This is a genomic window from Halomonas sp. HK25 (genome assembly GCF_047795635.1).
Lineage (GTDB): Bacteria > Pseudomonadota > Gammaproteobacteria > Pseudomonadales > Halomonadaceae > Halomonas.
In genome coordinates this window covers 1,304,205-1,318,445 of the sequence record NZ_CP181044.1, presented here as the reverse complement: position 1 = coordinate 1,318,445, position 14,241 = coordinate 1,304,205, and the positions used below count along the sequence as shown (strand labels likewise).

The 14,241-nt window shown below is 64.4% G+C and carries 14 protein-coding genes; all 14 read right to left on the bottom strand.

The features are described 5' to 3' along the window. Position 1: 1 nt before the first annotated feature. A complete protein-coding gene (gene tssG / locus ACM26W_RS06395) occupies positions 2–1,063 on the bottom strand; it encodes a type VI secretion system baseplate subunit TssG (protein ID WP_416140001.1) in 1,062 nt (353 codons plus the stop codon). After that, a complete protein-coding gene (gene tssF / locus ACM26W_RS06390; RefSeq protein ID WP_416140000.1) occupies positions 1,060–2,925 on the bottom strand; it encodes a type VI secretion system baseplate subunit TssF in 1,866 nt (621 codons plus the stop codon). Before tssF ends, tssG begins: the two co-directional genes overlap by 4 nt. Before the next feature lie 27 nt (positions 2,926–2,952). Next, positions 2,953–3,702: a type VI secretion system baseplate subunit TssE gene (gene tssE, locus ACM26W_RS06385; RefSeq protein WP_416139999.1), complete on the bottom strand. Its 750-nt coding sequence runs from the start codon at positions 3,700–3,702 to the stop codon at positions 2,953–2,955. A 91-nt stretch (positions 3,703–3,793) separates the two neighbouring features. Beyond that, positions 3,794–4,267, bottom strand: coding sequence for an Hcp family type VI secretion system effector (locus ACM26W_RS06380; RefSeq protein ID WP_416139998.1), 474 nt, complete (start codon positions 4,265–4,267; stop codon positions 3,794–3,796). A 124-nt stretch (positions 4,268–4,391) separates the two neighbouring features. Continuing rightward, positions 4,392–5,894: a type VI secretion system contractile sheath large subunit gene (gene tssC, locus ACM26W_RS06375; RefSeq protein WP_416139997.1), complete on the bottom strand. Its 1,503-nt coding sequence runs from the start codon at positions 5,892–5,894 to the stop codon at positions 4,392–4,394. Positions 5,895–5,897: 3 nt separating this feature from the next. After that, a complete protein-coding gene (gene tssB / locus ACM26W_RS06370) occupies positions 5,898–6,416 on the bottom strand; it encodes a type VI secretion system contractile sheath small subunit (protein WP_416139996.1) in 519 nt (172 codons plus the stop codon). Between the two features lie 72 nt (positions 6,417–6,488). Next, entirely contained in the window at positions 6,489–7,523 is a 1,035-nt protein-coding gene (gene tssA, locus ACM26W_RS06365; protein WP_416139995.1) for a type VI secretion system protein TssA, read from the bottom strand. 391 nt (positions 7,524–7,914) lie between these two features. Then, on the bottom strand, positions 7,915–9,183 hold the full coding sequence (locus ACM26W_RS06360) for a TIGR02270 family protein (RefSeq protein WP_416140829.1): 1,269 nt from the start codon (positions 9,181–9,183) through the stop codon (positions 7,915–7,917). A 45-nt stretch (positions 9,184–9,228) separates the two neighbouring features. Continuing rightward, positions 9,229–9,420, bottom strand: coding sequence for a hypothetical protein (locus ACM26W_RS06355; RefSeq protein ID WP_416139994.1), 192 nt, complete (start codon positions 9,418–9,420; stop codon positions 9,229–9,231). A 44-nt stretch (positions 9,421–9,464) separates the two neighbouring features. Further along, positions 9,465–10,364 carry a hypothetical protein gene (locus ACM26W_RS06350; RefSeq protein ID WP_416139993.1) on the bottom strand — a complete coding sequence of 300 codons (900 nt, stop codon included), beginning with the start codon at positions 10,362–10,364 and terminating at the stop codon, positions 9,465–9,467. Next, the gene (locus ACM26W_RS06345; RefSeq protein ID WP_416139992.1) at positions 10,365–11,480 is read right to left on the bottom strand and encodes a PAAR-like domain-containing protein; all 1,116 of its coding nucleotides are present in this window, start codon (positions 11,478–11,480) and stop codon (positions 10,365–10,367) included. Continuing rightward, positions 11,480–12,523 carry a hypothetical protein gene (locus ACM26W_RS06340; RefSeq protein ID WP_416139991.1) on the bottom strand — a complete coding sequence of 348 codons (1,044 nt, stop codon included), beginning with the start codon at positions 12,521–12,523 and terminating at the stop codon, positions 11,480–11,482. Before ACM26W_RS06340 ends, ACM26W_RS06345 begins: the two co-directional genes overlap by 1 nt. Next, entirely contained in the window at positions 12,520–13,635 is a 1,116-nt protein-coding gene (locus tag ACM26W_RS06335) for a DUF2169 family type VI secretion system accessory protein (RefSeq protein ID WP_416139990.1), read from the bottom strand. The genes ACM26W_RS06340 and ACM26W_RS06335 overlap by 4 nt, the downstream gene beginning before the upstream one ends. Positions 13,636–13,668: 33 nt before the next feature. Beyond that, on the bottom strand, positions 13,669–14,217 hold the full coding sequence (locus ACM26W_RS06330) for a DUF6484 domain-containing protein (RefSeq protein ID WP_416139989.1): 549 nt from the start codon (positions 14,215–14,217) through the stop codon (positions 13,669–13,671). Positions 14,218–14,241: the final 24 nt, after the last annotated feature.

Genomic DNA, 14,241 nt, shown 5'->3' with positions numbered 1-14,241 from the left:
GCTAACCTCCCTCGCCGGCTGCTCCCGGCCCACGCCGGGGGACGCCACGGCGCCTGTGCGCATCACGGATGAGGGCCTGGGCGACATGGTCATGCGCATGCCGCCCGAGCCAGGTGGACATGCCCAGCCGCTGCCCACGCGCGAGCCGCAGCAACGGCGCCTGACGGGGTTTCAGCCGCAGTTCCAGGTCCCAGCTGAGCTCGCCGCCCGTATAGGCGCGCACCAGATCACCCAGCTCGGTCAGACCCGGCTGCCCCGGTAGAAAGGTCTCGTATTGCACTCGGGTGAGCGCCTCGAGCACCACCCGGAAACTGAACTGACACTGCCATGAGCGGCGTCCCAGGCTGGCATCTCGTCCCAATCGGCCGACCGCTCGACCGCGCCCCAGGCACAACCGCTCGTGCTCGGGGATATCCAGCCAGCGGGCCTGGAAGGGCACCACCCTGACCGAGACCCCGAAATGATCCTCCAGGATGTCCTCCAGTCCCTCCTGGCAGCGCGCCATGGCGGCGAAGCGGCCGACCCGATACAGCTTGGCGCGATCGCCCACGCTATCGCGCCCCTGCAGGCCCGGCGTGCCCAGGCCGACCAGGGCACCGAGGTACCAGAAGAACCGGTTGTCGGGGCGATCCGCCTCCACGGCCGGTTCGGCATCCGCCCAGGCGCGATAGAACAGCGAGGCCAGGCGGTGATGAAAGAGATTGAGGAAATCGGCGAAGCTCGGGTCCTGGTGCAGGCGGCGGCGCTCATCCGCATACTCGGTGAGATGCAGCGGCAGCGGACCATTGGGCCCGAGCAGGCCGAACCCCTCGGCGTAAAGCCGGGGCACCTTTCCATGCTCGATAAGGCCGGGCTCGATATGGGTGAGCTCACCCGGCGCGAAGCGCAGCGAGGGCACCTGGGCGAGGCGGACCACATCCTCGGCGACCCGCCGGCTGCGCCCCAGCCGCGGGTGATCTGGCGCACTGGCCTCGACCCAGCGCAGGGCCGCGAACAGCGTGAACCGCTCCGGTGCTTCTGTCAGGGATCGCGGCAGCGTCGCCTGGGGTCTGGGTAACGTCATAGTGCCTCCCTCATGCCCGCTCGCACCGGCCAGCGCATGATCTCACCACGCTGCAGCGATTCGACGACGGTCTCGGTGAAGCTGTTGACGGAGACATACTTGGCAAAAAAGCGCTCCAGGACGGCGCCGAGCAGAAAGGCCCCGACGCCGGTGAAGGCGTCCTCGTCGAGGCGTAGCCGCAACTCCAGTCCATTGCCGAAGCAGATGGGACCATTGACCGGCATGCGGCCCACGACGGGCTTCGATGCGATGGACACCACCCCCTCCACATGACGCGCCATTGGGCCCCTGGGGTCGACGTAGAGATCGAGCAGCTGGCGCAACGCCCGGGCCCCGTCGCCCTCCTCATCGAGCAGGGACAGGTAGTTCAGCGACAGATGGCTGACCAGCCGCCAGGCCGTTTCACCGGACTGGAACGCCTCCCTGGGCCGCGTCGGCCCCACCAGGATACGCACCGATTCCACCGGTGCCGCCGTCTCCAGGGTAAAATCCGTCGCGCCCCTGCCCACCGCCATCTGGATCGGCAAGTCCCGGTTGCTGCACAGCAGCTTCACATCGAGCTGGCGCAGGGTGGCCGAATAGGGGGCATGCCGCTCGTCCACCAGCGAGATGAAGACCTCACTGCCGAGATAACCGGTGCGGCTCCCGCGCCGCCGCTGGCGGGTGGAGCTCAGCCGCGGTCGTCGCGAGACGAGGAAATAGGCGCCGGGCTCGGCCTCGTCCACGCCTCGCCCGACGCGGTAGAACAGGTGGAAGGGGTAGCCGCCCTCCCGGCTGTGGGTATAACCGGTGACGCCCTCGACCCGGTACACCTCCAGGTCCAAGGGTCGATTGCGATCCGGCACCACATGAAACTCGGTCGCCTCCGGCTTCACGGTGATGCGGTCGGCGGTATAGGGGAACAGATTGATCGCCGGCGTCACGTTCAGCCGGAAGGCCTTCGCATCCAGGGCGTGTTCGAGGCGGGGATCGGTGCGCCGCAACAGCAGCGTGATCTCGAGGCGGTCTCCGGCCAGCCGACGTAGCCCGGGTTGCAGGCCGGTGAGCTCGGCAAACAGGAAGCGCGGGGGGAACGCAAAGTACTCCTGTAGCAGCCGATAGCCATCGAAGGAGCGCCTCACCGAGGGCAGCAGCGCCTCCCGGCGGTCGAACCCCGGCTGGCGAATGCCAATGCCGGGATCGACCCTGGCTTCCCGATCGGAATCATCGCGCAGGCAGGCGCCGGCGAAGGCACCGTGCAGTATCTCGTAGAGCCACATGGGCAGCTCGTCGCCGCCATGCAGGTAAAACGCCAGGCGATCGAGGGGCAGGTCGGCGAGGCTGCCTCCATGGGTCAGCTCGAGCTCGAGCTGAATGGCCGAACGGATGCCCGCGGGTATCGGCACGCCACGGGCCGCCATCATCCCCGGGTTGACCAGGTAACGGGCCTGGGCCAGCCGTAGGGGCCACAAGCAGACCTCGTGGGCCGTGCGATACTCACACGCAGTCTTCTCGCCCTTGCCCAGTTGACTGCGCAGGGCCGTCCCGGCCGGAATGCGGTACCCGGCATCCAGGGTCCCGGCCGCCAGGTCCGGCTGCAGGACCACCATGGCCATGGACGGTAGCGGGGCGGTGAGATGCGGATAGACCAGGTCGAGCAGCCGATGGGTGAACTCCGGAAAGCGTGCCTCGATCTTGTGCTGGACCCGCGCCGTCAGGAAGGCGAATCCTTCCAGCAGCCGCTCGACATAGGGGTCGGCGCAGTCGAGCCCCTCCATGCCCAGGCGCCCGGCAATCTTCGGATAGTCCCGGGCGAACTCGGCCCCCATCTCCCGGATGTAGCGCAGTTCCTGTTCATAGAGCCTGAGCAGACTGGGGTCCATAGCATCCGCCTGGGAGTCGGGAAGCCATCAATGCCCCGCCACCTCACGCACGGTGACCGAGGCATCACTGAGATCGAGTTCGGTGTGCAGGTAGAGCGGCTCGGGTAACGGCTGCCCCCAGAGTTCGCCCTCGATCAGGAAGGCCAGGGTATTGAGCCTGCCCTCGGCACCCGGTTCGACGGGTGTCACCAGCACATGCCGAAGCCGCGGCTCGAATCGCTCGATGGCGCTGCGCAGCCGATCCGCCAGCAGTGGGGCATCGGCCCCCGTCAGGTGCGTGCCCGCCATGTCCGGCACGCCATAGTTGAGCACCGAGCGTTCGATATGCGGGTACTCCCCGAGCCCCACCAGGTCCGCCATGCAGCCGGTGTTCAGCAACCAGCCCAGATCTCGAAGCACCAGTTGCCGCAGGCGTCGAGACGAGATCACTCGATCATCACGGGACTCGTCCCGATTGGGCACCAGGCGACGGTGCCGAACGTCCACCAGCGACGCCAGTGGCGGCGCCTGGGGCCGTGGCCGAAGCTCCAGCACCTGGCGAAAGGAACGGATTTCCGGGCGATTCTGCCAGCCCTCGATACCCTCGCTGTCCTCATCCGCCACTCGCTCGATGCCGAGCGTGCCGAGCATGTCGCGGATCATGTCGCGGGTGAGGCCCGCCTCCTCGAGCGCCGCGTCCCGATAGGCCAGGCCGAGCCACTCGAGGAAGCGGGCGCGATCCGTCAACCGGTCCAGCAGGGACGGCTGCAAGGCTTCCTTGTTCACCAGTTCCGGCATGTTCCCCGCTCCCGATCAGCACCCACGCGACGACGGACCACGGCCCGGCACCCGCACCGGCCGATCCGTTGACAGTTACGTGCCCCTGCCCTCAAGCCGTCTCGTTCTTGGCGATGTTGTAGCCGAAGTCCACCTCGGCCTCCGCCGTGCCGTCGCTGTCCTGTGGGGTATAGATCACCTTGAACTCCGCGAAGTTGAGGGTGATGGACTCCGTCAACCGCTCCTCGCCCTGGGAGCCGCCGGTCTGATAGGAACTGACGAGGACGCTCTTCATCTCGATCACCAGATACTCGATCGGCTCATCGCCCCCGGCCTTGCGCACGGTCAGCGTGGCTGACGGGACATGCTTGCCGACGGCCACCGCCTGTATGATCCCTGTTGAGGCCTTGTCCACGTACTTGGTGATGTTGAGGTCCTGAAAGCTGACCTTGCCGGCGCCCCCGCCGCGGGCGATATGCATGGTGCCGGAGTTGCTCGCCCCCCAACTCCAGGACAACACATCGATCTCGTCTTCGTGGGCATGGTCGGCGGACTCGCCATCGATGCCCTCCAGCTTCAGAAACATGTCTACAGCCATGACACCTTAACTCCCCTTACCCGTTCCACTGCATCGCCGGCCCTGGACACATCCAGCCCGGCCCCATACTCCCGACCTCCTCGTCAGCCCCTTATTCCATTATCCGCACTCTTCATTTGCCCTTGGCGGATGGCAACTTCGAGACCAGGCGTAGCGAGACACTGAGCCCTTCCAGCTGATAGTGCGGCCGGAGATAAAAAGTCGAGGTGTAGTAGCCGGGATTGGCCTCGTCCTCCATGACCTGCACCTCGGCCGCCGCCAGGGGCTTGCGTGCCTTCGTCTCTTCGGTGGCATTGGCGGGATCGCCGGTGACGTACTTCATGATCCAACCCTGCAAAAACTTCTGCATGTCCTCGCGCTCCTTGAAGGAGCCCACCTTGTCGCGAACGATACACTTGAGGTAGTGCGCGAAACGTGTCGTGGCGAACAGGTACGGCAGCCTGGCCCCCAACCGGGCATTGGCCGTGGCGTCCGGGTCGTCATACTCCGCCGGCTTGTGCAGGCTCTGGGCACCGATGAAGGCCGCCACATCAGTATTCTTGCGATGGATCAGCGGCATCATCCCACTCTTGGCCAGTTCGGCCTCACGGCGATCGCTGATGGCGATCTCGGTGGGACACTTCATGTCGACACCGCCGTCGTCGCTGGGGAAGGTATGCACCGGCAAGCCTTCCACGGCACCACCGGACTCGACGCCACGAATCCGCGTGCACCAGCCATACAGCTTGAACGAGCGATTGATGTTCACCCCCATGGCATAGGCGGAATTGGCCCAGGTGTACTTGCTCGCGTTGGGGCCGGCGGTATCTTCCTCGAAATCGAACTCCTCCACCGGCTCGGTGGCGGCTCCGTAGGGTAGCCGGGACAGGAAACGCGGCATCGCCAGGGCCAGGTATCGGGAGTCCTCCGATTCCCTGAGCGATCGCCAGCCGGCATATTCGGGCGTGGAGAAGATCTTCGTCAGATCACGGGGATTGGTCAGTTCCTGCCAGGAGTCCATCTGCAGCAACCCGGGATCGGCGCCGGCAATGAAGGGGGCATGGGCGGCCGCGGCGATCTGGGCCATCCCGGACAGCAGCTCCACGTCCTGGGGTCCATGGTCGAAGTGGTAATCGCCGAGGATACAGCTCACCGGCTCCCCACCGAGCTGGCCATACTCCTCCTCGTAGATCCGCTTGAAGATCGGGCTCTGGTCCCAGGCGGTACCCTTGTACTTGCGCAGGGTCTTGTGTAGTTCCTTCTTGCTGATCGGCATGAAGCGGATCTTCAGCATCTCGTCGGTTTCGGTATTGTTGACGAGATGGTGCAAGCCCCGCCACGCGCCCTCCAGGGCCTGGAACTTCTCGTGGTGGAGCACCTCGTTGACCTGGTCGGTGAGCTTCTCGTCGATCTCCGCGATGATGGCATTGATGGTGCTGATGGCATCATCGGAGATGACCGTGGTCTCCCGCAGTGCCTGCGCCGCCAGGGTCTTGACCGCCGTCTCCACTTCTTCGCGCGCCCGGTCGGACTTGGGCCGGAACTCCTTCTGCAGCAGCTGGCTGAAGTCGTCGGCAGTAAGCGCTTCCGCCTCGGGTTGGCTCTGCGGCGCCTTGTCGGTGTCTGTCTCGGCCATGACTTAGCCCTCGCTCTGCGTTTCGTCGTCGCCCTTCGGCGTCGCGCCCAGTGTCTCGAGCAGACCCTGATCGTTCAGGACCTTGGCGATCAACTCCTCGGCACCGGACTTGCCATCCATGTAGGTCACCAGATTCGCCAGTTGCTGCCGGGCTTCCAGCAGTTGCCGCAGCGGCTCGATCTTGCGTGCCACCGCCGCCGGCGAGAAATCGTCCATGCTCTCGAGTTCCAATTCGACCGCGAGATTGCCTTCGCCGGTGAGGCGGTTCGGCGCCGCAAACTGGAGGCCGGGACGAAGCGCCTTCATGCGCTGGTCGAAGTTGTCGACGTCGATCTCCAGCAGCTTGCGACCATCCACCGGCGGCAGTTGCTCCTGGCTGTCTCCGACCAGGTCGGCCAGCACCGCCATCACGAATGGCAGCTGCACCGTCTTCTCGGCACCGTACAGCTCGGTGTCATACTCGATCTGCACCCGTGGTGCCCGGTTCCGGGCGATGAATTTCTGGGAACTGGGCTTGACCATGATTGCGTACCCCCTTCAGTGCTGTTGTTCAGGCGACGTCTCAGGCCTCTTCGCGCTGCCCAGGAGGCATCGTCACTCGGTCTTGTCGTCGCCGCGCAGCTTCTCCCCCTGGGCCACGGCATCGGGCGCCACATCCCGAAGAATAGACAGGAAGTCCATGTCCACCAGCCGTTGCGCCCGCTCCATCAGCAGGGGGATCGGACTCGATGGCTCATGGCGACGGAAATATCGGGCAATACCCTCCATGGCGGCCACGGCATCCTGCCGACTCTGGATGTCGCCTGCCATGGCCGATGGCAGAGGGACGGCGGCTCCCGCCTGCTGGCTGGCTGCCATCTCACCCTCGAACGCCCGAGGGCCTGCTGCCTCGCTCGCTTCGGTATCGGCCCCGGCTAGGCCCCCCTTGGGCATATAAGTACGCAGCGCCACGCCGACCCGCTGCAATTGCTCCTTCAAGCGGGATAGATCGGGGGCCTGCTCGGGCCCAACGTGCTCCCGAAACAGGTTCTCGATGGCGTCCAACTCATCCACGGCCCGACTGAGGGCCACCGCCACTTCCCGTGACGTTTTCTGACCGACGGCCTGAAACACCGCCTGGATCAACCCCACCTGGGGCAACTCCCCCCCATACCCCTCGGGCGCCCCGGTCTTGCCCTCGGCGATCTCGATATCCTGCAGGCTGAACCGGCCCACTGCGCGGTCCTCCACCAGGGGAATATTGCGCAGCGGTTTCAGGACCTTGTGAAAGTTGGTGAGATTGAACAGCGCACTGGAGCGCTCCATGGCATCGCCGTCTTCGTCCAATGGCGGAAACAGCGACTCCCAGTACTGCTCCAACAAGCCGCGGAGCAGTTGCAGTCCATCAGCGAAGCCCGATATTCCATGGGTGTGAAGTAACGCGGCCGTCAGATAGACAGCGGGGCGAAGGTCATGGCTCTTGTTCAGTGCCACGAGACAGGCCGACCGCAACTCTTCCCACTCGGGTTCCTCCTCGGCCACCCCCCACTTGGCCAACATGTCCAGGGCGAGTATCTCGCCCGCAGCATCCAGATCCACCCCTGCCGGCGGCTCCACGCTATGCGGCTCGAGCAACGCTTGCAGATCCATGACAGGATCCCCGTTTAGAGTGTTCGCGATATGCCTTATGCCCCTCGGCGATACCGCCTTCCCCGTTGCACTACAGAAGCAAGAAGCAGAAGCGAAACGACGCCGAGGGAGTACCAGGCTTTGTCTGAAAAGTCGGCAAGCTCAGGTCAGACAAGGCAAACATCGGCGAAAAGACGGAGTTTACGGGGTGTAAATGAGTACTTTGAGCCGATGTTTAACGCCGTATGGCCGAGCACAGCCAGCTTCCGGACAGACCCTAGATGCTGCATCCTGCTTTTATCAGGTATAGCACCTGTACCGGCGCGTAACCGTACGAAAAAGATGTCATCCCGAAGATACAACCAAGCGACTGAAAAACCAGCGTTATTTTGACATCCAGCCAGGGGCAATCTCAGATATTTCTGATAGGTAACCCCAGCCACTGCTGCTGCACGTCTCCCCGTGCCCGGGTCTCGAACAATGGCTCGCCGGGGCTCAGCAGCTTGCGCTCCTGGGCCGCCGCCTCGCGCTGACGCTGTCTGCCATGGCACAGCGCCCACTGCAGGTGCTCCGGCGTCAGGGGGCGCCCCAGCAGATAACGCTGCCCGGCCGCGAAGCGACCCTGGTGCTGCGACCACCAGTCGGCCACCAGGCGCGGCTCCGGCCAGGGCAGATCCTCGTCGGCATCCATCGCCACGTTCTCATCCTCGGAGTTCTCCGTGGGGCCGGCCTCGAACCCCTCGGGCCACTCCCCCTCGAGGTCCTCGTAGGCCAGGTCCACCCCCGTGATCAGGGTGAAGGCTTCGCCGGCGACGCGGGCGAGCTCCGGTATGCCCATCTGCTCCAGCAGCCAGGGAACATTGACCGGATTACCGAGGATGCCGCAGGCCACCACCGCATTGCGTAGCGTGTGCGGCTGCCGGGCAAGATGCCCCAGCCACTGCTGCCCCTCGTTGGGCGGTAGCGCGCGCAGTGCCACCCTGAGGGCGGGTGCCGCGAACAACGGGTGGTCCGCCTCGACGCATGCCAGGGCCACGCGAGGCGCCGCGCCGCGATCCCCGAGCAGGGTCGCCGCCCAGGCGGCGGAGAAGCGCACCGCCTCGTCGTCGCTGGTCAACTGCGCCTGCACCGCCGGCAGCAGGTCCGCACGCCCCAGGCGTGCGGCCGCCCGCAGCGCCGTCGCGCACAGGGCCGGCTCACCGGCCTCCAGCGCCTCCAGCAGCGGTCGCCCGGGATCCACCCGTTGGGTGGCCGCCGCCGCCAGCCCCAGCCGACGCCAGAAGGGTGAGTCCGCCACCAGCAGATCCCTGACCTCGCCGCGCCAACAGGCGCGATCGACCCAACCGAAGGCCGAGACCAGCCCGTGCTGCGTCTCGGGGGCCGAAGCGACCACCTCGTAGACGCGCCGGATACGCGCCGCGTCCCCGCTTTCCAGGGCCAGCATCGCGGCGGCGAAGACCTCGCCGGGCTCCTCGTGGGCGAGCTCTGCAGCACAGACGTCCCAGCCAGCGTCGCCGGCGATGCGCAGGCCGTCGAGGTGGGCCTCGACACGCTTGTCCAACTTAGCCAAGTCGAGTAGTGAATAATGCGGCGCAGCAACAGCCTCATCACGCAGAAGCCAGAGAAAAGCACTCTCTTCAGCGTGCTGATCGACCACCTTCTCAATGGCGTGCAAATACATCACAGTGACCACGTCAATCAATCCTCGGATCGCACAAGATTATTATCACCAGTCGTTGTCATCCAGCGCCTTCTGAGGTTCCGGCGCGGTACAGGCAAGGTTGGCGAACAGAAGCGCGGCAGGCAGTAAGTAACGCATGGCGAAGGCCTCTATAGCGGTACAGTTTGAATGGGGAGCCCAGTAGCCGGCAGTCGCTCCACTTCGGGAATGCTTGATGAAATGCAGCGTCACGAGCATTCGGCTTCTGTTCCTCTTCTCCAACCCGACAACTTCAACCGTTTTTAAATGATTTGATGCCAATCCTGGCCATCGAAAATCGTAACGTCCTTGAGTCCAATTGAAAGCATCCGTTGGTCGGTGGCGGTCAGCCGACCTGCCGAGGAGACAGGAGAAGCCATCTTGACCACCTCCAATTCTTCATCACGCCATCGGTAGACAAGATTCGTACTGCATACGTAAAGCACGCCTTCAAACATACAAACACTTCTTAAGTCCTCCTCCGTATCGGACTGACCCAAGATATCCCAGACAGATTCCCGCCCCTTGAGAAGAGTGCCGCACTTACCGCAGATATAGACCATACCATTGGGTGCACAATGCACCCCATGCAATGCAGCGTTGGTTGGTGAGTCCATCTGATGCCAAACAGATCCATCAAACCTCCATATCTCTCCATCCCACCCGACTGCATAAACCTCTTCTGCGGAGAAGCCGTCGACTGAAAGGAAAGCTGTCGTGCTACGCGATTCGGGATCTTTCGGCTTGCAGGACTGGTCTACTCTGACCCAGCTCGAGCTGCCCGTCTTCCGGTAGGCCTGGCGCGCAGTACCGACACAAAACACGTGTCCGTCCGCAATAGCCCGCACTGCGGTCAAAGGGCCATTCGAAGTAGGCGAGTGTTCACCCAGTGCCACGACTTCCTGTCGAAGAGTATTGTTGCCGATGTCCACTTCTCGACCGGACTCGGCAATCGCTATGAAGGCGTAGTCCGGCACTAGTGTCGTGGTGCACGAGACCAATCGCTCTCCGATTCCGACCGCAAGCCATTGGCCGCCGCGCCGCGTCAGTATCAGGCCATGCGGGGCCTCACTCTCCGCCCGAGCGTCCTCAATACCGATAAGGCGAATGGTTGCTGAATCGATGATAGCGCCGTCGATAAAACTGAATTGAGATTTATCCATTCAAAACCCCATCAAGTGTTTCGCAACGTCTTGAAGAACGGCATCTTTAGGCGCATTCGAGCTTGCATCGATATCTGTCTCAGGGGTCACGCTGCACTTGCCGTCGTGATACTTGTTCAGCTGTGCCTCGATGCACTTTTGCGAGCAACCAGACCGCGGAAACGCCATGCGCACAGACTTGGCTCCCACGCGGGTTGCTTTTTTACGCGACCATTTTCCATCCTTTGAGAGGTTTGTTGTCGCCGCGTGTCGATACAAGCTCAGATCTCGATGGCTTCCCGTGTGCCAGCTCGGCCCCTCAGCGCAGACGGTAGGCGCCGCAGAGTACTTATATGCCCCCCACTCTGCTAGGCCCTCAAAACTCGCGCCCTCGATCAGATGATCACCAGTTTGTCCAGGACAACACTCCTTGCCATTCTCCGACTGCGACTTGCTGACCAACATGCATTTACGCGCGTTGAGACAGTTGTTCTTTTTTACTGCTTGAGAGAAGTCGTCGAAAAGTTCGAGGCGTGCCTTGTTATTAACCTGCCATGCAGACATAGCCGGCGAACCCTTTCCTGGGCTAGGTCCGATAGAGGGCGGAGGCGAGGGACAGTTCTTCTTCCAGTCTTTCTCAGGATCACAGTGCTTCTGGACCTTTCGCTTTTCTTTTTTGCAAGGATCACCAACCGATACGCTGGCACCATCGGCATACGGCCATGGCGGAGTTTGACCAGGCGAAGAAGCATGATTATGCGTCGTCAAATCCAAATGACGCACAACGTTTTCTCCCTCAAACTTCACGTCCATCGACCAGGCCGTGAAATACACCTTCCCCCGATTGACGCTGGTCACCACCCCCTTCTTGGCCGCACTTCCCGCCTCGTTCCCTGTGCTTTTCTTGAAGTAGGACTTGTTCTTCAGCATCACCTCCTTCCTGGAGATCTTGACGTTCTTGCTGCCGCTGGTCGCATCCTTGGCCATGCCGGTATTCGGGTAGGGCACCGGCACGCCGGGCGGGGTGGCCGGATTTTCCGGGGGCGTCATGCACACATCGGGGAAGGCGGCGATGGCCTTCCCGTCTGCCGCCTTGCAGGAGATCTCACGACCGTTGGCAAAGACATCATTGCCCATCAGGAAGCCCTCACCGGCTGGTAGCTCAGGACGGCGGCGGCGCGGCGGCCGTCGTCGTTGCCGAAGTGAGCGAGCACGTGATTGCCCGGGGCGTAGGCCTTGGTGACGGCGGCACGGGTGACGCCGAGGATCACGCCACCGATGGCCGCGCCTACCTCGCCGATGCAGTCGGCCGGGTGCCAGATGTCGTATTCCGCCTTGCGCTCGCGCAGCAGCCGGCCCAGCGCCAGGGCGGCTTCCTTGAAGCCATACTGCTCGCCGGAGACATCCACGATGCGGAAGTCCGTGGCCGCCAGGGTGGTCCCCACCTCGGCCAGGGTGTTACGGATCGCCGCCACCAGGCCGTCCGCCCGCAGGGGCTGGTCCTCGGCCTCCACATGTGCCGGCTCGGTGCCGAAGCCCAGGCCCATGCACAGCAGCTGCGGCGTCTCGCTGGGGCGCGCCAACTCGACGACGAGCGCCGCGGCCGCTTCGCCGGGAATAAAGCCGTTGGAGTTCTGGCTGGTCAGCAGCCGATCGCGAGCCTCATAGGCGGCGAGAGCCGGCCCGCTCAGCAAGCTGTCGACACCGGCAACGATGGCCCGGTCGCAGGCTCGGCTGGCGAGCAGCTCGCGGGCTCGCCATAGCCCCGCCGCCACCGCGATACGCCCACCGGCGATAACCCGAGAGCCGGGATGGAAACGCAGGTCGAGCTCGGCCTCCACCTCGGGGATCAGTGCCTCGTCCAGCCCATCGAGGCGACCGGGACGGGTGCTCTCGGCGACGCCCAGCAGCAGGGGTGTCGCCGCCGGATCCAGGCCCGGCACGCTCTCCAGGCACTCCCGCAGGGCCATGGCCAGCATCTTCACCAGTTTGACTCGGCCCCGCCATGGCTGTTCCAGGGGCACCTCACAGCCCAGGATCCACTCACCGCCGGCATCCATGAAGCGGGTCTCCTGGAAATTGTCGATGGCGCAGCGGATGGCCGCGCAGGCGGCCGGTGCGGTCAGCCCCACGCCGGTGACCATGCCCGTGGCCAGGATCGCCAGCACCGGCGCGATCATGGCTCGTCTCCCATCTCGCCGGAGCGCTTGGTACGCACCACGGAGGCCAGCGAGGTGTGGTACGCCTTGCCCAGCTCGCGGGCACGCCACCAGCCACGCGACATGCGTCCCGCCAGCGCCTGGGGGATCTCGAAGATGCTCCGGCGCAGCGGGAGGCTGGCGCGCCAGCTGAGGGTGAACAGGCCGGCCTCCGGCAGCAGCACCACGGTGTCGATCACGGCCTGGGTCTCGTGACGGTCGCCTCCCTTGTGGAAGAAGACCACCGGGACCTCCACCTCGGGCAACCGGAAGGCGGTGCGCCCTTCGGGGGTCAGGTTGAGCAACTGAACGGGCTCGCCGCCTCTCGGATAGGGAATCTGCTGATCCGCGGGGGCGGCCTGGTAGTAGGCGTCCTGGAAGTCCGTGGGCAGGAAGGGGAACACCTCGTCCAGCCAGTGCTGGTCGTAGGTGCCGGCATAGCCGAGCCGCGGTTGCCAGCCACGCCCCAGCGGGCCGAATGCCATCGGCCGATAGTCCCGGTTGGGCATCGTCACGGGGTGATCCGGCGCCTCGGTGTTGGGCATGGGGGTGCCGTCGACGAGCGCCGCCTTGAGCTTGCGGTGATAGCCCTTGCCCACGGGATTGGCCATGTAGGCCGCGTGCTTGCTCGCGTCCGGGTGAAAGTCGTCCAGGCCGCCGAAGGCCCGATCGTAGGTGATGGGCATGTGGGAGAAAGGCTGCGGCGGCCCCGGGCTGATGGCGATGAGGCCGGCCTGCCAGGTGCGTTCGCCGACCATCTGGAGATACTTGGTCATCCCCGCCACCTGCAGCCCCACCGGCACACGCGCCACCGGCCGCCCCCCCGGGGCATGTGCACTGCCGTGCAGCAGCACATCGCAACGGGGTTTCCAGGGCACGTAGTCGGTCTCGAACACCGGTGCCGAGAGGCCCGGGTCGCCGGTGAAGGTATCCGCCGTCACCAGGGACAGCTGATCCTCGGCCAGGCGCGGCGGCGCGGCACTGCGCGGAAACTCGAAGGTCCCCTTGACGACCACCACCAGATGCTCCCGGCCGCTGGGCTCCATGCCCAGGGTGTAGCCGGCCTGCATCCGGGTGGCGTTGATCAGCTCCATGGCACGCTACCCGTTAGTTGATCTGCACCGAGCCTAGTTGATCTGCACCGAGCCGCCCTTGATGCGGTTCACCCCCGAGGATCGGCTCAGCAGATAGGCCCCGCGCAGCAGGATCTTGCCGGCCCGGGTCAGGGTGATGCTGGCGCGCCCGCAGCGCAGCACGATCTCCTGGTCGGCCCGCAGCTCCAGGCGCGCTCCATCGGTCTCGGCGATCAGTCCCGACCGCCCTGGCGCCCCATCGGGGCTATGCACAGGGCTATGCAGAGGGCCATGCACAGGGCCATGCACAGGGCCATGCACAGGGCCATGCATCCGCCCCAGGATCAACGGACACCCCGGCTCGCCGTTCTCGAACATCAGCGCCAGTTCCCGGCCGATATCCTCACCCCCCAGATCGGTCATGCTACGGGCACGGGTTCCCGTGTCGTCATCGGGGTTGGACCGGGCGTTGCCGGGAAATGCCACCAAGGGATAGCCGCCCCTATCGAAGCCGACCAGACGGCCGATAACAACACCATCGATGCGGTCATGGCTTGCCGGGGTACACTGTCTTGGAACGACTTCCGCGAGATCGTCGGTCATGGTGAGTCTCCTTAGCCGGTTTTT